Source organism: Kitasatospora sp. NPDC048365, assembly GCF_043200835.1.
In the GTDB taxonomy this organism is placed as follows: Bacteria; Actinomycetota; Actinomycetes; order Streptomycetales; family Streptomycetaceae; genus Kitasatospora; species Kitasatospora terrestris.
This window is the reverse complement of the sequence record NZ_JBICYJ010000006.1, coordinates 61,721-80,068: the sequence shown is the minus strand read 5'-3', so window position 1 is coordinate 80,068 and position 18,348 is coordinate 61,721. Positions and strand designations below refer to the sequence as shown.

At 74.5% G+C, this 18,348-nt stretch carries 19 protein-coding genes and 1 tRNA gene; 15 read left to right on the top strand and 5 right to left on the bottom strand.

Annotated elements, in window-relative coordinates:
- Window positions 1-98: 98 nt before the first annotated feature.
- Window positions 99-845, bottom strand: coding sequence for an SDR family oxidoreductase (locus tag ACGFX4_RS08100; RefSeq protein WP_393071149.1), 747 nt, complete (start codon window positions 843-845; stop codon window positions 99-101).
- Window positions 846-943: 98 nt separating this feature from the next.
- On the opposite strand from ACGFX4_RS08100, the gene ACGFX4_RS08095 reads away from it, so the two are divergent.
- Complete coding sequence (locus ACGFX4_RS08095) at window positions 944-1,630, top strand: transglutaminase family protein (protein WP_393071148.1); 687 nt, start codon at window positions 944-946, stop codon at window positions 1,628-1,630.
- Here ACGFX4_RS08095 and ACGFX4_RS08090 read toward each other — a convergent pair.
- On the bottom strand, window positions 1,609-2,808 hold the full coding sequence (locus ACGFX4_RS08090; RefSeq protein ID WP_393071147.1) for a DNA glycosylase AlkZ-like family protein: 1,200 nt from the start codon (window positions 2,806-2,808) through the stop codon (window positions 1,609-1,611). The genes ACGFX4_RS08095 and ACGFX4_RS08090 overlap by 22 nt on opposite strands.
- 109 nt (window positions 2,809-2,917) lie before the next feature.
- On the opposite strand from ACGFX4_RS08090, the gene ACGFX4_RS08085 reads away from it, so the two are divergent.
- The 3 genes from ACGFX4_RS08085 to ACGFX4_RS08075 all read left to right on the top strand — a co-directional run bounded on the left by ACGFX4_RS08085 (window position 2,918) and on the right by ACGFX4_RS08075 (window position 4,557).
- The gene (locus ACGFX4_RS08085) at window positions 2,918-3,628 is read left to right on the top strand and encodes a DNA polymerase beta superfamily protein (RefSeq protein ID WP_393071325.1); all 711 of its coding nucleotides are present in this window, start codon (window positions 2,918-2,920) and stop codon (window positions 3,626-3,628) included.
- Window positions 3,629-3,750: 122 nt separating this feature from the next.
- Window positions 3,751-3,823, top strand: a tRNA-Lys gene (locus ACGFX4_RS08080).
- 176 nt (window positions 3,824-3,999) lie between these two features.
- Window positions 4,000-4,557 carry a hypothetical protein gene (locus tag ACGFX4_RS08075; protein WP_393071146.1) on the top strand — a complete coding sequence of 186 codons (558 nt, stop codon included), beginning with the start codon at window positions 4,000-4,002 and terminating at the stop codon, window positions 4,555-4,557.
- A 130-nt stretch (window positions 4,558-4,687) separates the two neighbouring features.
- Here ACGFX4_RS08075 and ACGFX4_RS08070 read toward each other — a convergent pair whose 3' ends face one another.
- Entirely contained in the window at window positions 4,688-5,389 is a 702-nt protein-coding gene (locus ACGFX4_RS08070) for a TetR/AcrR family transcriptional regulator (protein WP_393071145.1), read from the bottom strand.
- Between the two features lie 90 nt (window positions 5,390-5,479).
- Here ACGFX4_RS08070 and ACGFX4_RS08065 point away from each other — a divergent pair, with 90 nt between their 5' ends.
- A complete protein-coding gene (locus ACGFX4_RS08065; RefSeq protein WP_393071144.1) occupies window positions 5,480-6,664 on the top strand; it encodes an FAD-dependent monooxygenase in 1,185 nt (394 codons plus the stop codon).
- On the opposite strand, the gene ACGFX4_RS08060 is transcribed toward ACGFX4_RS08065, so the two are convergent.
- Window positions 6,627-7,196, bottom strand: a complete 570-nt coding sequence (locus ACGFX4_RS08060; RefSeq protein ID WP_393071143.1) for a TetR/AcrR family transcriptional regulator — start codon at window positions 7,194-7,196, stop codon at window positions 6,627-6,629. The two genes, ACGFX4_RS08065 and ACGFX4_RS08060, sit on opposite strands and share 38 nt — an antisense overlap.
- A gap of 67 nt (window positions 7,197-7,263) precedes the next feature.
- On the opposite strand from ACGFX4_RS08060, the gene ACGFX4_RS08055 reads away from it, so the two are divergent.
- Window positions 7,264-8,400 (top strand): FAD-dependent monooxygenase, encoded by a 1,137-nt coding sequence (locus tag ACGFX4_RS08055; protein ID WP_393071142.1) that lies wholly within the window; start codon window positions 7,264-7,266, stop codon window positions 8,398-8,400.
- On the top strand, window positions 8,397-9,224 hold the full coding sequence (locus ACGFX4_RS08050; protein WP_393071141.1) for a TrmH family RNA methyltransferase: 828 nt from the start codon (window positions 8,397-8,399) through the stop codon (window positions 9,222-9,224). Before ACGFX4_RS08055 ends, ACGFX4_RS08050 begins: the two co-directional genes overlap by 4 nt.
- A 16-nt stretch (window positions 9,225-9,240) precedes the next feature.
- Here ACGFX4_RS08050 and ACGFX4_RS08045 read toward each other — a convergent pair whose 3' ends face one another.
- Window positions 9,241-10,311, bottom strand: coding sequence for a hypothetical protein (locus ACGFX4_RS08045; RefSeq protein WP_393071140.1), 1,071 nt, complete (start codon window positions 10,309-10,311; stop codon window positions 9,241-9,243).
- A 395-nt stretch (window positions 10,312-10,706) separates the two neighbouring features.
- Between ACGFX4_RS08045 and ACGFX4_RS08040 the strand changes: the two genes are divergently transcribed.
- The 8 genes from ACGFX4_RS08040 to ACGFX4_RS08005 are packed head-to-tail and all read left to right on the top strand — an operon-like array spanning window position 10,707 to window position 18,327.
- On the top strand, window positions 10,707-10,895 hold the full coding sequence (locus tag ACGFX4_RS08040) for a lysine biosynthesis protein LysW (RefSeq protein ID WP_393071139.1): 189 nt from the start codon (window positions 10,707-10,709) through the stop codon (window positions 10,893-10,895).
- The gene (locus ACGFX4_RS08035) at window positions 10,892-11,776 is read left to right on the top strand and encodes a RimK family alpha-L-glutamate ligase (protein ID WP_393071138.1); all 885 of its coding nucleotides are present in this window, start codon (window positions 10,892-10,894) and stop codon (window positions 11,774-11,776) included. Before ACGFX4_RS08040 ends, ACGFX4_RS08035 begins: the two co-directional genes overlap by 4 nt.
- A 23-nt stretch (window positions 11,777-11,799) precedes the next feature.
- Window positions 11,800-12,441 carry a degT/DnrJ/EryC1/StrS aminotransferase gene (locus ACGFX4_RS08030; RefSeq protein WP_393071137.1) on the top strand — a complete coding sequence of 214 codons (642 nt, stop codon included), beginning with the start codon at window positions 11,800-11,802 and terminating at the stop codon, window positions 12,439-12,441.
- Entirely contained in the window at window positions 12,438-13,757 is a 1,320-nt protein-coding gene (locus ACGFX4_RS08025; RefSeq protein ID WP_393071136.1) for a DegT/DnrJ/EryC1/StrS family aminotransferase, read from the top strand. Before ACGFX4_RS08030 ends, ACGFX4_RS08025 begins: the two co-directional genes overlap by 4 nt.
- Window positions 13,750-14,790 carry an N-acetyl-gamma-glutamyl-phosphate reductase gene (gene argC, locus ACGFX4_RS08020; RefSeq protein ID WP_393071135.1) on the top strand — a complete coding sequence of 347 codons (1,041 nt, stop codon included), beginning with the start codon at window positions 13,750-13,752 and terminating at the stop codon, window positions 14,788-14,790. Before ACGFX4_RS08025 ends, argC begins: the two co-directional genes overlap by 8 nt.
- A complete protein-coding gene (locus ACGFX4_RS08015; RefSeq protein ID WP_393071134.1) occupies window positions 14,787-16,628 on the top strand; it encodes a M20/M25/M40 family metallo-hydrolase in 1,842 nt (613 codons plus the stop codon). The genes argC and ACGFX4_RS08015 overlap by 4 nt, the downstream gene beginning before the upstream one ends.
- Complete coding sequence (locus ACGFX4_RS08010) at window positions 16,625-17,422, top strand: thiamine pyrophosphate-dependent enzyme (protein ID WP_393071133.1); 798 nt, start codon at window positions 16,625-16,627, stop codon at window positions 17,420-17,422. Before ACGFX4_RS08015 ends, ACGFX4_RS08010 begins: the two co-directional genes overlap by 4 nt.
- Window positions 17,419-18,327: a transketolase family protein gene (locus tag ACGFX4_RS08005; RefSeq protein ID WP_393071132.1), complete on the top strand. Its 909-nt coding sequence runs from the start codon at window positions 17,419-17,421 to the stop codon at window positions 18,325-18,327. The genes ACGFX4_RS08010 and ACGFX4_RS08005 overlap by 4 nt, the downstream gene beginning before the upstream one ends.
- Window positions 18,328-18,348: the final 21 nt, after the last annotated feature.

The following is an 18,348-nucleotide window of genomic DNA, read 5'->3' as shown; positions in this document are numbered from 1 at the left end:
CCGCCCGCCCCGGTTCGCGCCGATTCCGGAGATTCCCTCCCGGGCCCGGAAGCGTTCACCCGACGCGCTTCGTGCGGCGCCGCCCACCCGGGACCGGCTCAGCGCCCCCCGGCGAGGTCCAGGATCGCCCCGGTGGCGTACGAGGACGCGGGGGAGAGCAGGAAGAGGATCGCCTCGGCGATCTCCTCCGGCCGCCCGCCCCGGCCCATCGGCAGCCCCGGGCCGAGCCGGTCCACCCGACCCGGCTCGCCGCCCAGCGCGTGGATGTCGGTGTGGATCAGCCCCGGGCGGACCGCGTTCACCCGGATCCCCTCGCCCGCCACCTCCAGCGCCAGCCCGCGGGTCATCGAGTCCATCGCGCCCTTGGACGCCGCGTAGTCCACGTACTCGTTCGGCGAGCCCAGCCGGGAGGCCGCCGAGGAGACGTTGACGATCGCGCCGCCCTTGCCCCCGTACCGGGTCGACATCCGCCGCACCGCCGCGCCCGCGCACAGGAACGGGCCGGTGATGTTCGCCGTCCAGATCCGCTCCAGCCGCGCCTCGTCCAACTCGTCCAGCCGGCACTGCCGCTCCAGCACGCCCGCGTTGTTCACCAGCGCGGTGAGCACCCCGAGTTCGGCGTCCACGGTGGCGAACAGCCGCTCCACCCCGGCCGTCCCCGAGACGTCCGCCCGCACCGCGAGCGCGGTACCGCCGGCGGCCTCGATCTCCGCCACCACCGCGGCCGCCGACGCCTCGTCGGACCGGTAGTTGACGCACACCGCGTACCCGCGGGCCGCGGCCAGCCGGGCCGTCGCCGCCCCGATCCCCCGACCGCCCCCGGTCACCACGACCACCTCGGACATCCGCCACCTCCGTGCGTACCGCTACGACTGCTCCCCGACCGTAGCCCACATGCTGGAAATCCCGGCCGGCCGCCCGCCGTTGCTCCGACCATGGCGGCATGACCGACACCACCACCGGTTCGCCGCTCGGACCGCTCACCCCCGACACCACCACCGGTTCGCCGCTCGGACCGCTCACCCCCGACACCACCACCGGTTCGCCGCTCGGACCGCTCACCCCCGACACCGCCGACCTCGACGCCTACCTCGCCGCCGACGCGGTGATCGACCACCGGCACCCGGAGATCGCCGCCCTCGCCGCCCGGCTGCGCGGCGCCGACGCCGAGGCCACCGCGCGGGCCGCCTTCGCGTACGTCCGCGACGAGATCGACCACTCGGCGGACATCGGCGTGTGGAGCGCCGCGTACCGGGCCTCGGACGTGCTCGCCCGGGGCAACGGCATCTGCCACGCCAAGTCCCACCTGCTGGCCGCCCTGCTGCGGGCCAACGGCATCCCGGCCGGCCTCTGCTACCAGAAGCTGGAGGTGCTGCACGGCCTGAACGCCGTGTACTGGCCGGAGACCGGGCAGTGGGTGCGGCTCGACGCCCGCGGCAACCGGAACGGCGCCGACGGCCGGTTCGCCACCGTCCCCGAGGAGGAGCGGACCGCCTGGGCCGACGACCCGGCGCAGGGCGACCACCACTACACCACCGTGTACGCCGCGCCGCCCGCCGACCTGCTGGCCGGGCTGGCCCGGGCCCGCGAGGACGTGGCCGGCTTCGACTACCTGCCCGCGGAGCTCTGACCCGCGGCCCGCATCGCGGCGATCTTCGGGGCCCGGCTCTTCGGCGAGTCCAGGCTGAAGCCCCGCGCGTCGCCCAGCTCGTCCCGGACGAACGCCTCGGTGCGGGCGATCGCGGCCAGCAGCGCCTCGTCGGCCGGCACGAACAGGCTGTGCACGATCTCGGACCGCTCGGTGTCGTACTCCCAGAAGCCGACGATCCGGCCGCGGTCCACCACGACGTGGCCCTGCGGATCGACCTCCGTCCCGAAGACCCGCCCCTCCCTCGCCCCCGGCAGCGGGCGGTCCCCGTCCGCCGGGTCGATCAGTCGGGGCAGGTCGCGGTGCAGCAGGTGGAGCCCGTCGATCCCGGCCAGCAGCGCGTACGACGGCTCGTCCGGGACGGTGAACCCCTGGAACTCCTCGACCAGTGCGGTGGGCACCAGGAGGTCCGTCCCGGGCAGCTCGGCCAGGTCCAGCGGGGTGAGTGCCGCCTTCGCGGTCGCCGCGGAGAACCCCGAGAACCAGCGGAAGTGCTTCACCGAGGCCGGCGCCGCCCACGCGAAGTACCGCTCGGCCAGCTCCGCCGCCGAACCACGGACCGTCTGGTCCCAGCCCACGTAGCCGTAACGCTGCTGGTCCAGACGGCCGTTGACCGGCACCCGGCGGATCCGTCCGCGCGCCTGGAGCAGCCCCAGCGCCAGCGGCAGCGTCGTCGACTGCCCGCGCTTCTTCCCCGCCTCGCCCAGGCTCCGGACCGCCCCGCCCACCCCCTCCCGGATCGCCGGCGGATCCAACGGCCGATCGGCGGACAGCAGTTCGGAGACGGCCAGGCAGAGCTTCTCGATCTCGTCCCGGGTCACCCCCAGGTGCCGCGACGCCGAGGCGATGTCCGCCTCCGGCGCACCCGCCCCGGCCGCCAGCCCCAGGGCGAAGTCCGACGCCGGCAGCACGTACGTGCACCCCCGGGCCGACGGCAGCTCGTGCACCTCCAGCGCCGCCACCGCCGCGTCCACCGCCGCCCGCCCCAGTCCCGCCCGGGCGAACATCCCCAAGTACGGCGCCGCCCCGCCCACCGACCGCGCCCACCCGGTCGCCGCCAGGACCTCGGCCGGGGACGCGCCCGCACGGCCGCCGTCCAGCCACTGCCGGTGCGCCCACCAGGCACGGAGCTTCGCCGCGGGGATGTCCGTGTTCGCCATGCGCCCAGTATCGGCGCGCCCGGGCACCGCGCGGTGCAGCGACCCGGCCGGTGATGCGGCACGGCCCGCCCCGGAATTCACTCGCGCGGGTCGCCCCGGCCGGGTCACACTGCCCAGGACCCAGGTCCCGTTCGCTGAGGAGGCGACCATGCACGTCCTGCTCTCCGGCGTCGTCGGCTCCACCGCCTACGGCCTCGCCCACGCCGACTCCGACATCGACCGGCTCGGCCTGTTCGCCGCCCCGACCGTCGAGTTCCACGGCCTCCACCGGCCCGCCGAGTCGCACGTCTCCACCGCGCCCGACCGCACCCTGCACGAGGCCGCCAAGTGGTGCCGGCTCGCCCTGAGCTGCAACCCCACCGCCTCCGAACTGGCCTGGCTGCCCGAGGACCTGTACGAGGTGCGCACCCCGCTCGGCGACGAACTCGTCGCCATCCGCCGGTCCTTCCTCAGCGCCCGGGCCGTCCGCAACTCCTACCTCGGCTACGCCACCCAGCAGTTCCGCAAACTCACCACCCGCGACCCCGGCGACCCGCGCTCCCGGGCCCAGGGCGCCAAGAACGCCCGGCACCTGGTCCGGCTGCTCGAACAGGGCCTCGCCCTGCACGAGACCGGCGAGGTGACCGTCCGTCTCGCCGAACCCGAGCGCGTCCGCGAGCTGGGCGAACACCTCGCCGAGAACCCGGCCGACGCCACCCCGCTGCTCGCCGACGCCGAGCAGCGCTTCGACCGGCCCGGCGCCCTCCCCGACGCCCCCGACGAGGCCCCCGCCGAAGCCTGGCTCCGCGCCGTCCGGGCCACCCACCTCACCCCCGCCTGACCCTGGCCGTCCCACCTGGCGGACCTGCGACGCCGCCGGGCAATCCAATGGCCAACCCTTGGGGATCACCGGGTAGGATCGCCCTGGCAGGCGCTGTACCACCACGGTCGGCGCCCGTCGGCGGGCCGCTAGCTCAATTGGCAGAGCTGCGGACTTTTAATCCGTAGGTTCAGGGTTCGAGCCCCTGGCGGCCCACCTGGAAGGACGGGTTCACACCCCGACCGGACCGCAGTGCAGCACCCGACCCTTCGAGCGGTCGGGTGCTGCTGCGTTTTGCGGCCATGGGTCAACTCGCGTATTCGAGCTGGAGTTTGACGGCTTGACACTGCTTCGCGGGCGCGGAAGGCTCGGCGGCGCGCGGAGGGGGCGGCATGGCTCGGAACCAGGACAACACGGATCAGGCGGCACTCGGCTCCGCCACGGTCGCGGCCGTGCTGGCGGTCAGTACGGGTGACGGCCGGTACAACTGGTTCAGCCTGGCCGTCGGGTTGGCGCTGGCCTTCCTGGTCGCCTCCTACTACCGGCCGGGCTCGTTCGGGGCGGGCCGGCAGCGTGAGCGGGTGCTGCGCTCCCTCGCGTTCGGGGCGTGCATGGGCCTGACCGCCGCGATGATCGCGGCCTGGCCCGTCCAGGCGGTGATCGGGACGCCGGCCGGCTGTCGTGGGGCGGAGGACGTCGACAACTGCGCGGGTGCCGCCGCCGGCGACTGGGTGGGCGTGTGCTGGGCGGTCGGCGCCGTGCTGCTGACCGCGGTCCACTGGTGGATCAGCGGTGAGCGCGCCGCCGTCCGGGTCGCACCTGCGCCCGACGCGTCGCCGACCGCGTCGCCGACCGCGCCGGATGCGCCTCCGACCGAGCCGCTGCCCGCCCCCGGGGCCGCCCCGGACGGTGTCCCGGCGGCGGTGACGGCGCCGGACCCCTCGTCCTGAGCACGGTCGGCGGAGGCCCTGCGCACCGCGGGCCACACCCTCCCGTACACCCCCCGCCTGCGCGAACGGGCCTGACGGACCGAAGCGGCCCGACGGGCCAGAGCGGTCTGTGGCCCGGGCGCGGCCGGAGCTACGGGAGGCCGAACTCGGCGCGGTCGGTGGTGATGACCTCGTCGAGCAGCGCGGCCAGGGCGGTGGCGACGGCGGAGAGGACGTCGTCACCGGGCGCGCGGTCGTGCTCGAAGGCGCGTTGCACGGTGCGGGCGAGGAGTTCCGCCTGCTGGTCGGTGTCGCGGTCGCCGTGGTCGGCGCAGAGGAAGCCCTCGAAGGTCGCCTGGTAGGCGTGGGCGATGTCCGCCGCCGAGAGGTCCTCGCGCAGCAGACCGTGCTCGGCGAGCAACCGGAACCAGCCCCGGGTGAGTTCGGCGTGCCGCTCCTCGCGTCCCGACCCGGAGCCGGCGGTGAGCCGGCCGAGCAGGTGCGGGTCGGCGAGCAGGAAGCCGCGCAGCAGCGGGCGCGCGGTGGCGGCGAGGTAGAAGGCGTGCGCGAAGCGGTGCGGCAGGCAGGTCTCGGGCTGCCGGCGCAGGGCGGCGCGGAGCTCGTCGAGCGCGGTGAGGACGTCCCGCGCGAAGACCGCGGCGAAGAGCTGTTCGCGGGTCTTCCAGTGCAGGTAGACGGTGCCCTTGCCGATTCCGGCGCCGGCCGCCACGTCGTCGATCGAGACCTTGCGGTGGCCGTGGCGCAGCAGCAGGTCGGCGGTGACGTCGAGGATCCGGGTGGCGCGTTCGGCGCGTTGCCGCGGGTCGCGGAGCCGTCCGGTGGATGCGGTCATGGGCCAAGGATAGGACCGCTTCCTGACCGGATCCGAAATCCGGTCACGAAACTGTTGACCAGTTTTCGAATCCGGTCATACAGTCAAACCATGGCGACGACGAGTGCTCCGACCGTCCTGATCTCCGGTGCCGGCATCGCCGGCACGACGCTGGCGTACTGGCTGGCCCGGCACGGCTTCCGGCCCACCGTGGTGGAGCGGGCGGCGGGCCTGCGCTCCAGCGGCAGTCCGGTGGACGTGCGCGGCCCGGCCGTGCCGGTCGCCGAACGGATGGGCGTCCTGCCGGGGCTGCGCGAGGCGGCGACCCGGGTGTCCGCGCTGAGCTTCGTGGACGCCGCCGGGCGGCAGGTCGGCCGGGTCGACCTGGGCGCGCTGCGGCGGGCCGCCGGCCGGCGCGAGGTGGAGGTGACCCGCGCCGACCTGGCGCGGATCCTGCACGACGCGGGCCGGGACACGGCCGAGTACCTCTTCGGCGACACCGTCACCGCCCTGCGCCAGGACCCGGACGGGGTGGACGTCGACTTCGCGCACGCCGCGCCCCGCCGCTTCGACCTGGTGGTCGGCGCCGACGGCCTGCACTCCACCACCCGCCGGCTGGCCTTCGGCCCGGAGGCGGAGTTCGTCGAGCACCTGGGCCTGTACGTGGCGACGCTGCCGCTCGGCGGCCCGGCCGAGCGCGCCACCGAGGTGGTGCTGCACAACGCGCCCGGGCGGATGGTGTCCGTCCATCCGGTGCGCGGCGAGGCGCTGGCCGCGTTCGTCTTCCGGCACCCGGGCGTCGCGGGCCCGGACCTCCGCGACACCGGGCTCCACCGGCGGCTGCTCACCGAGGCGTACCGGGGCGGGGGTTGGCGGATTCCCGAGCTGCTGGACCGCGTCCGGGGCGCCGAGGACCTGTGGTTCGACGCGGTCAGCCGGGTCCGGATCGACCGCTGGTCGAACGGGCGGATCGGCCTGCTGGGCGACGCCGCCTCGTCCGTCTCGCTGTTCGGCGACGGCTCGACCCTCGCCATGGCCGGCGCCCACACCCTCGCCGAGGAGCTGGCCGCCGCCCCCGGCGACCCGGTCGCCGCCTTCGCCCGCTACCGGGCCCGCCACCGCGCCCTGGTGGACCCCCGGCAGGGCGGCGTGGCCACGGCCGCCGCGCTGCTGGTCCCCGCCACCCGGGCCGGCATCGCGGCCCGCAACGCGGCCACCCGGCTGTGGCCCGCGGCGGCGGCGCTCTCCTGGCTGCGGGCTACCGCGGCGGGCGCAGGCCGTCCATCAGCACGGTGAGGTAGGCGTCGACGAGCTCCGGCGCGGCGGGCCGGGACCGGGCGACGGCGTACGCGGTCTGCCCGATCAGCGTGGTCAGGGCGGGGGCGTCGAGGTCGGTGCGGACCAGGCCCGCCGCCCGGGCCCGGTCGAGCATCTCCTCGACGGCGCCGACCAGTTCGGCGCGGCGGGCGGTGGTGGCGGGCAGGTCGAGCCCGCCGAGCCGCTCGTTCAGCGGGTGGTGCGCGGACTGGAAGGCGATCAGCTCGGCCAGGAAGGTGCGCAGGGCCAGGTCCGGCTCGGGGTGGCCGCACAGCTCGCGGGCCCGGCGGACGACCGGTTCGAGCAGGTCGGAGACGGCGGCGTCGAGCAGCGCGTCCTTGCCGCCGAAGGCGCGCACCACGGTGCCCGCGCCGAGGCCGGCGCGGGTGGCGATGGCCTCGACGGTCAGTGCGGCGCCCGGTTCGGAGAGCAGGGCGGTGGCCGCCTCCAGGGCGAGCTGCCGGTTGCGCACCGCGTCCGCGCGGCGGCCTCCGCTCTTCGGCGTTGACATCTGGAACGCTCCTTCCACATACTCATATGGAACCTCGGTTCCAATTATCCCCGGTGGAGGGACTCCTGTGAACGAGCGCGTCCTCGTCTCCGGCGCGAGCATCGCCGGACTGACCCTGGCCCACTTCCTCGCCCGCAGCGGCTTCCGGCCCACCGTGGTCGAGCGGGCCCCCGCGGTACGGCCCGGCGGCAACGGCGTCGACGTCCGCGGCCGGGCGCTGGACGTGGTCGGGCGGATCGGGATCCGGCCCGCCGTCGAGGCGGCCGCCGCCGACGTCCGCGGCCTGCGGTTCGTCGACGACCACGACCGCACCACCGCCCGGTTCGACCTCCGCACCCCCGACTCCGTCGAGGTGATGCGCGGCGACCTGGTCGCCCTGCTGCACGCGCGGGCCGACGTCGAGTTCCTCTTCGACGACACGGTGACCGCCCTGCGGCAGGACCCCGGGGGCGTGGACGTCGAGTTCGCGCGGGCCGCGCCCCGCCGCTTCGACCTGGTGGTCGGCGCCGACGGCCTGCACTCCGCCGTCCGCCGGCTGGCCTTCGGCCCGGAGCAGCGGTACCTGCGCTTCAAGGGCCACTACTTCGCCTTCGCGGACGCCGACGCCGCGCTCGGCGAGGACCGCTGCGTCACCCTGCACAACAGCCCGGGCAAGGTCGCCGGCCTCTACCGCTCGGGCACCCACGAGCAGGCCAAGGCGTACTTCATGTTCCGCTCCGCCCCGCTCGACCTCGACCACCGCGACACCGACCGGCAGCGACTGCTGCTGCGCGAGGCGTTCGGCGGCGACACCTCCTGGCGCGTCCCGGAGCTGCTCGAAGGGGCTTTGGCCGACCCGGAGTTCTACTTCGACGCGCTGAGCCAGGTCGCGCTGCCGGACTGGTCGGCCGGCCGGGTCGTGCTGGTCGGCGACGCCGCCTGGTGCGCCTCGCCCGCCTCCGGCGCGGGGGCCGAACTCGCCCTGGTCGGCGCGGACCGGCTGGCCGGCGCGCTCGCCGCCCACCGGGGCGACCACCGGGCCGCGTTCTCCCGGTACCTCGCCGAGCACCGGTCGACGGTCCGCCGCAGGCAGCGGATCGGCCCCAACGTCCGGCTGATGGTGCCGCGCACCGCGGCCGGCGCCCGCGCCCGCGACGCCCTCGCCGGGCTCCGGGGCAGGCCCGGCCCGGCGGGGCGGCCGGGTAGGGGAGAATCGGGGGCATGACCGACGACTACCGCGACGACCGGCGGGGCGGGGCGCAGCCGGCCCAGCGCTCCCCGAAGGACACCTTCATCACCGTGTACGGGCGGATGCCCGTGCTGGAGGTGCTGCAGGACTCCGCGTTGCAGGTGGACAAGCTGGTGGTCGCGGACAACGCGCGCGGCGACAACCTGGACCGGATCCTGCGGCTGGCGGACCGGCGCGGGGTGCCGATCCGGGAGGCGTCGGCGCACCGGGTGAAGGTGCTGGCCGGCAACGGCAAGCACGACCAGGGGATCATCGCGGACGTGGTGGCGCCCCGGATGGCGCCGCTGGACGAGTTCCTGGAGCGCACCCGGAACGCCAAGGTGCGCGGGCGCGGCATCCTGGTGCTGGACGGCGTCAACAACCCGTCCAACGTGGGCATGATCCTGCGCACGGCGACCGCCGCAGGGATGACCGGCGTGGTGCTGCCCCGGGTGGGGTCGCCGTCGATCGACCCGCTGGTGATCAAGGCCTCGGCGGGGGTGGCGTTCCACGCGCCGATCCTGCGCTGCCGCACCGCGACGGAGGCGCTGGAGGCGCTGCACCACGCCGGGTACCGGATCTACGGCCTGTCCGGCGAGGCCCGCACCTCGCTGTACGGCGAGCAGTTCCCGGCGAAGTCGGCGTTCGTGCTGGGCAACGAGACCGAGGGCGTGTCGGCGGCCGCCGAGGAGTGGGTGGACCGCTCGCTGCACATCCCGATGGCCGGCGGGGTGGAGTCGCTGAACGTCTCCAGTGCCGCCGGGGTGCTCTGCTTCGACCTGGTCCGCCGGGCCGAGGAGCGCAAGGCGCAGCGCGGCTGACCTCCGCCCCGCCCGGTCAGCTGTCGAACCAGCCGTTGCGCCGGGCGAGGCTGCCGGCCTGGAAGCGGCTGTCCGCGCCGAGGTCGTTCATCAGCTCGGTGACGTGCCGCCGGTAGGTGCTGGTGGACATGGACAGCCGGCGGGCGGCCACCTCGTCCTTCAGCCCGGACTCCAGCAGTCGCAGCACCGAGCGGCGCAGCTCGTCCTTGGCGGAGCCGTACCCGGTGCCGCCGGGTGCCGAGCTGAACGGCAGCGCGGCGTCCCAGGTGCTCTCCCAGGCCCGGTACAGGTGCCCGAGCAGGGCGGGGTCGCGGATGACGACCGCGCCGGTGCCGGAGCCGGCGGCGCTGTCGGCGATGACGGCGCTCTCCCGGTCGAAGAAGAGGATCCGGTCGGGGATGTGCCCGGCGGTGCGGATCTCCGCGCCGAGCGCGGTCATCCGCCCGAGGTGCTGCTGCATGTAGCGGTGGGCCAGCACCGAGTGCGGGTACAGGGTGCGCATCGCGACGCCCCGGCCGAGGACCTCGGTGGTGCGGGCCAGCCCCTCGGTCAGCGCCTCGGGCGGCGGCAGCAGCGGGTGGGCGGCGGCGACCTCCTGGCGGGCGCCGGCGGACAGCTGCTCCAGCGAGGAGCGGACGGTGTCCGGCAGGGTCAGGTGGACGATCGGGTTCTGCTGGGAGCTGCCCTGCCAGGAGTCCTCGAAGACCGGGTTGAGCGCCATCACGTGGCTGCGCAGCCGTTCGGCCTCGCGGTGCCGGCGGCGGATCTCGGCCTCGATGGAGCCGGTCAGGTGCGCGGCGGCCGCGTTGGGGCTGCACGGGATCCAGCCCGCCGGGTGGTCGTCGGTGCCGCCGGCGCCGGTACCGGCGTCGCGGCGCAGCAGGTGCAGCCGGGCCAGGTCGCGGACGGCGGCCTCGACCTCGGCGAGCCGGGCGCCGAGCCGCATCGCGGCCTTCACGGGGTCGAGCCAGCCGTGTTCCAGGGCGCGGCGGTAGAGCGCGGTGTGGAGTTCGCCGAGCCGCGGGGTGTCCTCGTCGGCGTCCACCGGTGCCGCCGGGTCGGCGGTGGCGGGTGGGCTGGTGTGCATCGGCACGCCCTTCGCTGGTGAGTGGTTGTCACTTGCTGTTTGTCATCACCGGGCAGGAGTGGCGCTCGGTTCGACCGGTCGGGCACGGTTGTTCCAGAGAGAAACCGCCGGGGTTTTCCAGCGGCGGCCGACAAGGAGGGGATCCGTCATGAAGCTCGATTTCGCTGCGTACTCGCCGGTTTCCGCCGCCGCCCCGGGCGACGACATCATCTGGCCGATGCCGCCGATGTAGTCCTGGCGGCGGGTCTACACGATTCCCCACCTGGGGATTCCGGGCCACGGCACCATCCTCGCTATGTCATGTTCGGTCCATTGCGGCGCGGCATCCGTGCCCTTCGAAATCTGACGGACCGTCAGACATGGATCGTGAACACACCGAAAGGAAACATGCGCACATGACCACGGCCATCGAGACGCCGAAGTGCCTCGTCTGCGACACCGAGTTCGAGGTGCAGGACGACTGGGAGAAGGGCGAGATCGCCGAGTGCGGCGCCTGCGGGCAGGAGCACGAGGTGGTCGAGAAGACCGACGCCTCCGTCCGGGTCGAGCTGGCCCCCGAGGTCGAGGAGGACTGGGGCGAGTGACCTCCTCGGAACCCGAGGTCCTGCTCTCGGTCACCATGCTCCGTCCGGACGAGAAGCTGCTCCTGCAGGCGCTGCGCGCCGAGGGACTGCCGGTCCGGCCGGTACTGCTGGAGGACCTGGCGGAGGTGGTGGCGGGGCACTCGGCCCCGCCCGGCCTCGCCCTGATCAGGAACCTCTCCCATCGTGAGGCGATCGGAGTCGCCAGGCGGCTGGAGTACGTCGGGGTGGAGACCCTGAACCGCGCCGCCACCATCGAGACCTGCAACGACAAGGGCCTGCAGGCCCTGGTCTTCGAGCGGCACGGAGTCCCGCACCCGCTCTCCCGGCACGCGTACAGCTACGCCCAGGTGCGGTCGGCGGTCGAGGAGCTGGGCTGGCCGGCGGTGATCAAGCCGGTCAGCGGCTCCTGGGGCCGCGGGGTGACCCGGATGGCCGACGAGGCCTGCGTGGACGCGTGGGTCGGCGGCCGGGAGTCCGCGGACGCCGGCGGCAAGCTCTTCCCCGTCCTGGTGCAGGAGTACATCGACAAGCCGGGCCACGACCTGCGGGTGGTGGTGGTCGGCCGGACCCCGGTGGTGGCGATCCAGCGGGTCTCGGACGACTTCCGCACCAACACCCACCTCGGCGCCGAGGTGAAGCGGGTGGAGATCACCGACGAGATCGAGAAGCGCTGTGCCCAGGTGGTGGACGCGCTCGGCGACGGCTTCTACGGGGTCGACCTGGTGGAGGACCGCTCCACCGGCGAGCTGCTGGTCCTGGAGGTGAACGCCAACCCGGAGTTCGCGCGCTCCTCCGCCCTGCACGGCGTGAACGTGGCGGGCCTGCTCGCCGCCCATGTGGCCGAAACGTACGGGCGCAGCCTCACGGCTGCGGCCGCGTGAGACGAGACGGATTGCGACGAACCATGGAACTGTTCGACACGGCCACCGTGCTGACCCGGGTACTGACCTCGGGCGTGGTCATGAGCATCGAGAAGAGCGACCGGGAACTGCCCGGTCTGGAACGCCTGTTGACCAAGCAGACCGGCCGCTCCAAGGCCATCCTGCTGAACAGCCGCAGCGGCGCGGTGCACGCGGCGCTGGCCGGCCAGGGCATCGGCCACGGCGACGTGATCAGCGCGCCGGTCCTCGCCGAGCAGGACCGCCGCTTCCTGGCCTGGCTGGGCGTCGAGGTGCGCGAGGAGCGCGCCGACGGCGGCCCGGTCGCCTTCGAGAAGATCACGCTGGACGCCGAGAACGCCGACCGCCTCGGCGAGTTGGCGGCCAAGGCCACCGCGCCGGCGCTGGTGGTGGACCTGACCGGCCTGGGCTTCGGCCCGGCCGCCGCGGTCCTCACCGACGACCCGGAGATCTGGGCCCGCGGCGAGCGGCTGAAGATCTTCGGCGCCTACGACCTGCGCACCATGTGGACCCAGCAGGAGGACGCCGCCGAGCTGGTGCCCGGCGTCCAGTTCAACTACCGGCTCAGCCCGCTGGTCGCCGCCTGCGTCCGGATGGCGCTCGGCCAGGCCGCCCGGCCCCTCACCACCTCCGGAGCCACCACGTGATCACCGACTTCCCCTCACGTCCCCTTCCCCTGCCGAACGCCGACGAACTCGCCGCCGAACTGGCCGCGTTCGGCGGTGACGCGATCATCCCCAAGGACCTGCGCCGCACGCTCTTCCCGGTCATCACCAAGGAGGACGTGTTCAACCTGATGCTGGCCCAGCGGACCGGCCCGGCCAAGGTGGTCGCCGACTTCACCGAGGCCTACCGCCGCTACGTCGGCGCCGAGTACGCGCTGCCCACCGCCAGCGGCACCTCCAGCCTGCACCTGGCCCTGGTCGGCGCGGGCGTGCAGCCCGGCGACGAGGTGCTGGTCCCGGCCTTCACCTTCATCGCCACCGCGCAGGCCGTGGTCGCCGCCCACGCGATACCGGTCTTCGTCGACATCGACCCGCGCACCTACTGCATGGACCCCGAGGCCGCCGCCGCGAAGATCACCCCGCGCACCCGGGCCCTCATGCCGGTCCACGTGCACGGCCTGCCCGCCGACGTCCCGGCCCTGCGCGCCCTCGCCGACCGGCACGGCATCGCCCTGGTCGAGGACGCCTCGCACGCCCACTCGGCGAAGATCGGCGAGCAGGTGGCCGGCTCCTTCGGCGACGCCGCCGGGCAGAGCCTGATGGCCGACAAGAACTTCCCGCTCGGCGGCGAGGGCGGCATCGCCTTCTTCGCCACCGCCGAGGCCCACCAGCGGGCCGCCGACCACCTGGAGCGGCACGGCATCGACTACGGGATGTCCTGGGTGGCCGGCGCGTTCGGCGCCAGCCAGCTCAAGCGGCTGCCGTACTACGACGAGATCCGCGCCCGCAACGCCGCGCTGATCGGCGACGCCCTGGAGGGCACCGGGCTGTTCCACAAGCCGTACGTGCCCGAGGGCCACACCCACGCCTACAACATGTACCGGATCACCCTGACCCCCGAGGCGATCGGCCTGGACGACCTGCCGGTCTGGGCGGTCAAGGAGGCGGTGCACGAGCTGCTGGTCGCCGAGGGCGTCCCGGCCCGCGAGTGGCAGAACACGCCGATCCCCTGCCACCTGCCCTTCCAGCACCGCGCCGGCTTCGGCAACGGCTACCCGTTCACCCTCAACCCGGAGGCCGTGCGCCACCACACCCCGGACGACTTCCCGGTCACCCAGGGCATGCTCGACTCCACCCTGGTGCTCTGCCGCGAGCTGCGCGCCCCGGTCGAGTACGAGCGCGCGCTGCGCTACGCGGACGCCTTCGCCAAGGTGGCCCGCCGACCGGACGCCATCCGCAAGCTGGTCGAGGGCGGCGACTACCGCCGGCCGTACGAGAAGGCGGCCCGCCTTGGCTGACAAGATCCGAGTCGCGGTCGCGGGGGCCAGCGGCTACACGGGCGGCGAGGTGATCCGGCTGCTGCTGGACCACCCGAACGTCGAACTCGCCTTCCTCTCGGCCGAGCGCAGCGCCGGTACCCCGATCGGCGCGGTCCACCCCTGGCTGCGCAACCACCCGGGCGCGGCCGGCCTCAAGTTCCGCCCGCTGGCGGAGCTGGAGGAGGTCGACGTGGCCTTCGGCTGCCTGCCGACCGGCACCCTGCCCGGCAAGCTGCCGCTGCTCGCCGAGCGCGCCAAGCGGGTGCTCAACCTGGCCGGCGACTTCCGGCTGCGCGACCCGCAGGAGGTGCAGGAGTTCTACCCGCGCACCGCCGCCACCCCGATCGAGGAGGAATTCTCCTACTACGTACCCGAGTTGTCGCAGGGCGTGCCGGAGGGCCGGTTCATCAACCTGCCGGGCTGCATGGCGGTGGCGACCATCTACGCGCTCTACCCGCTGTTCGCCGAGCAGCTGGTCGAGCCGCAGGTCGTGGTCGACGCCAAGACCGGCTCCAGCGGCGGCGGCCGCGGCTCCAGCGAGCAGCCCGCCGAGCGCTCCGGCAACTTCCGGGTGCACAAGCTGCACGGGCACCGGCACACCCCGGAGATCCGCCAGGCGATCGCCGAGTTCACCGGCACCGCGCCGGAACTGCGGTTCTCCACCCACAGCCTGGACGTGCCGCGCGGCATCATGGTCACCGCCTACAGCCGGCTCAGGCCCGGCACCGCCGCCCTGGACGTCAAGCGGGCCTACGCCAAGGCGTACGTCGGCAAGCCCTTCGTCCGGGTCCGCCCGGCGCCCAAGGCGCCGCAGGACTTCCCGATGCTCAAGGCGGTCAACGGCTCCAACGTCGCCGAGGTGGCGGTCGCGGTCAAGGGCGAGCAGTGCGTCGCCGTCGCCGCGCTGGACAACCTGATCAAGGGCGCAGCCGGGCAGGCGATCCAGGCGATGAACCTGATCAGCGGCTTCGACGAGGCCGCCGGACTGCCGCGGACGGCGGTGTCGCCGTGAAGCCGCTCTACGTGGTCAAGGTCGGCAGCGCCACCCTCGACCGGGGCGACATCCACGCGGAGCTCGCCGAACTGGTCGGCCGCGGCGCCCGGGTGCTGCTGGTCTCCGGCGGCGCGGTCGGCATCGAGCGGCACTACGCCGCGATCGGCCGCGCCATGCCGGAGCTGCGCCTGGCCAACGGCGACGCGGTCCGCTACTGCCCGCCCGAGGAGATGGCCCACCTGGTCGACGCGTACGAGCGGGTCACCCTGCCGGCCGTCGAGCAGGGCCTGCGGGCGCTGGGGGTGAGCGTCTTCACGGCGGTCGCCGCCCGCGGCGGCCTGGTCTCCGGCCGGGCCAACCGGCCGCTGAAGGCGGTCACCGCGAGCGGGAAGGCCACCGTGGTCCGCGACCACCGGGCCGGCGTGCCGACCGAGGTGGACACCGTCCGGCTGAACGCCCTGCTGGACGCCTACGACGTGGTCTGCCTCTCCCCACCGGTCCGCGACGAGGCCGGCGGCGCCCCGCTCAACGTGGACGCCGACGTGCTCGCCGCCGCCCTCTCCAACGCCCTGGACGCCGACCACCTGCGCCTGGTCACCGGCACCGCCGGACTGCTCACCGACCCGAAGGACCCGGCGTCCACGCTGCGCCACGCCCACCCGGGCGAGGCCGGACAGTACGCCGGCGGCCGGATGCGGCAGAAGGTCCGCGCCGCCGAACTCGCCCTGGACGGCGCGGCGGACGTGGCCATCACCGGCCCGCACACGATGGCCGACCCGAGCGGCTGGACCCGCTTCTGGCGCACCCCCGCGCCCGAGCCGGACCTCACCCTGCTCGGCCGCGCGGTCGGCGTCCCCTCGGTCTCCGGCGACGAGCGCGAGCTCGCCGCGTACCTGGTCCAGTGGTGCGCCGAGCACGGCATCGAGGCCCGGATCGACGAGGCCGGGAACCTGGTCGCCACCCGCGGCGACGGCATCCGCCGGCTGCTGCTGCTCGGCCACCTGGACACCGTGCCGCACCGCTGGCCGGTCGAGTGGCGCGGCGGCGAACTGCACGGCCGCGGCAGCGTCGACGCCAAGGGCAGCCTGGTGAACTTCCTCCAGGTGCTGGCCGAGGCGGAGGTCCCCGAGGACGGGCAGCTGCGGGTGGTCGGCGCGGTCGAGGAGGAGATCTCCTCCTCCAAGGGCGCCTTCCACGCCCGCGACCACTACCCGGCCGACGCGGTGGTGATCGGCGAGCCCAGCGGCGCCCGGAAGCTGACCCTCGGCTACTTCGGCCTGTTCAAGCTGCGGGTCACCGCCGAGGTGGCCAGCGGCCACTCCGCCGGGATGGACGCGGTCTCCGCGCCGGACGCCCTGATCCGGGTCCTGGAGGACATCCGCGCCTCGGTGGAGAAGGAGGCCTCGGACGCGCTCAGCGCCGTGATCGACATCCGCTGCGAGACCGGCCCGGCCAGCCACCGCGCGGTCGGCGTCCTCAACTTCCGCGTCCCGCCGCTCGCCGACCTGGCGGCCCTCAAGGACGCCGCCCTGGGCCACGCCCGCGAGGGCGTCGCCGTCGAGGTGCTGCGCGCCACCCCCGGCCACGCCGGCCCGCGCACCACCCCGCTGGTCAAGGCCTTCACCCGGGCCTTCGGCCAGGCCGACATCCGTCCCACCTACGTCGTGAAGAAGGGCACCTCGGACATGAACACCCTCGCCACCACCTGGCGCGACGTGCCGATGGTCGCCTACGGCCCGGGCGACTCCGCGCTCGACCACACCGACGTCGAGCACCTCACCGCCGAGGACCACCGGCTCGCCCGCACCGTCCTCGCCGACGCCGTCCGCCGCTGGTTCGAGGGCGGTGCCCGATGACCGTCACCGTCGACGCCCCCGTCGACCTCGCCGCCCGGGCCGCCGAGGCCCGCCGGCTGGTCGTCGACATGGCCGCGAGCCCGCGCGGCTGCCACCTCGGCGGCAGCCTCTCGGTGCTGGACGTCCTGATCGCCGCCCTGCACCGGGCCTCGCTCGGCGACGGCACCGAGGTGGTGCTCAGCAAGGGCCACGCCGCGGCCGGCCTGTACGCCGCCCTGCACGTCTCCGGCATCCTCCCCGAGAACCCGGCGCCGCTGTACGGGCAGCTCGGCCACCCGTACACCGGCCACCCCGGCCCCAAGGTGCCCGGCGTGCGCTTCCCGACCGGCAGCCTCGGCCACGGCGTCCCGTACGCCGCCGGCTGGGCGATGGCCCGCCGGCTCGGCGGACTGCCGGGCCTGGGCATCGCGGTGGCCGGCGACGGCGAGCTGCAGGAGGGCCTGGTCTGGGAGACCTGCCAGGTCGCCGCCGCCCAGCGGCTCGGCAACTTCGTCCTGGTGGTGGACCGCAACGGCGGCCAGAACGACGGCATGGTGGCCGACATCTCCCCGCTGCCCGACCTGGCCGCCCGCTTCGCCGCCTTCGGCTTCGACACCGTCGAGGTGGACGGGCACGACCTGGCCCGCCTCGGCGAGGTGTTCGGCGCCGACCGCACCGGCGCCGAGCGGCCGCTCGCGGTGATCGCCGACACCGTCAAGGGCAAGGGCGTCCCCGCGGTGGAGGGAAAGGCCGGCTCGCACTACGTGACCATCGACGCCGCGCGCGCCGCCAAGTGGAAGCGACTGATCCGATGACCGCCTCGACCCTCTCCGGCCGCGACGCCTACCGCCACGAACTGGCCGACCTCGCCGCCGAGGACCCCGCGCTGCTCTGTCTGGAGGCCGACCTGGGCGGCAAGGGCCACCCCTTCCAGGCGGCCCACCCGGAGCGCTTCTTCAACCTCGGCATCGCCGAGGGCGCCATGGTCGACATGGCCACCGGGCTGGCCTCCGCCGGGTACAAGCCCTTCGTCTCCACCTTCGCGCCGTTCGCCGCACTGCGCGCCGCCGAGAGCCTCAAGCTCACCCTCGGCTACCTGAACGCCGGTGTCACCGTGGTGGCACCGTACGCGGGCGTCTCCGGCGCCTGGTTCGGCACCACCCACCACTGCCTGGAGGACCTGGCGGTGCTCCGCTCGATCCCCGGCGTCACCATCGCCGCGCCCTACGGCGAGGCGGAGACCCGGGCGGTGGTCCGGGCCGCGGCCTCCTCCGGCCGCCCGCACTACATCCGCACCGGCCGCAACGCGGTCTACGACAGCCTCCCGTTCGACGGCGAGCTGCCCGGACCGGTCACCTGGGACCACCGCGGCGAGCCCGACGCGACCGTGCTGGTCTCGGTCGGCGAGGAGGGCACCCGGCTCGCCCTGGAGGCCCGCGAGCGCCGCCCCGAGCTCGGCCACGCCCACCTGGTCTACCTCGACCACGCCCACCTGACCCTGGCCGCCGAGGAGTTGGCGACCACCGCCGGCCGCCTGGTGGTGGTCGAGGAGCACCGTGCCGAGGGCGGCGCCGCCGAGGCGCTGGCCCTGCTGCTGCCCGGCCGCGAGGTGGTCGGCGTCAACGCCGGCCACGCCTGGCCCACCCAGGGCGGCGACCACCACGAGGTGATGGCCCAGCTCGGCCTCGACCTGCCCGCGGTCCTCGCCGCGACCCTCTGAACTTCCGCTTCCCGAAAGGAC

Coding starts and splice junctions, on each gene's coding strand:
- ACGFX4_RS08090 (WP_393071147.1), bottom strand. CDS start 2,808: ATGGCGAACACGGACATCCCCGCGGCGAAGCTCCGTGCCTGGTGGGCG.
- ACGFX4_RS08065 (WP_393071144.1), top strand. CDS start 5,480: ATGGCGACGACGAGTGCTCCGACCGTCCTGATCTCCGGTGCCGGCATC.
- ACGFX4_RS08010 (WP_393071133.1), top strand. CDS start 16,625: ATGACCGTCACCGTCGACGCCCCCGTCGACCTCGCCGCCCGGGCCGCC.
- ACGFX4_RS08100 (WP_393071149.1), bottom strand. CDS start 845: ATGTCCGAGGTGGTCGTGGTGACCGGGGGCGGTCGGGGGATCGGGGCG.
- ACGFX4_RS08075 (WP_393071146.1), top strand. CDS start 4,000: ATGGCTCGGAACCAGGACAACACGGATCAGGCGGCACTCGGCTCCGCC.
- ACGFX4_RS08060 (WP_393071143.1), bottom strand. CDS start 7,196: ATGTCAACGCCGAAGAGCGGAGGCCGCCGCGCGGACGCGGTGCGCAAC.
- ACGFX4_RS08040 (WP_393071139.1), top strand. CDS start 10,707: ATGACCACGGCCATCGAGACGCCGAAGTGCCTCGTCTGCGACACCGAG.
- ACGFX4_RS08030 (WP_393071137.1), top strand. CDS start 11,800: ATGGAACTGTTCGACACGGCCACCGTGCTGACCCGGGTACTGACCTCG.
- ACGFX4_RS08095 (WP_393071148.1), top strand. CDS start 944: ATGACCGACACCACCACCGGTTCGCCGCTCGGACCGCTCACCCCCGAC.
- ACGFX4_RS08050 (WP_393071141.1), top strand. CDS start 8,397: ATGACCGACGACTACCGCGACGACCGGCGGGGCGGGGCGCAGCCGGCC.
- ACGFX4_RS08045 (WP_393071140.1), bottom strand. CDS start 10,311: ATGCACACCAGCCCACCCGCCACCGCCGACCCGGCGGCACCGGTGGAC.
- ACGFX4_RS08070 (WP_393071145.1), bottom strand. CDS start 5,389: ATGACCGCATCCACCGGACGGCTCCGCGACCCGCGGCAACGCGCCGAA.
- ACGFX4_RS08005 (WP_393071132.1), top strand. CDS start 17,419: ATGACCGCCTCGACCCTCTCCGGCCGCGACGCCTACCGCCACGAACTG.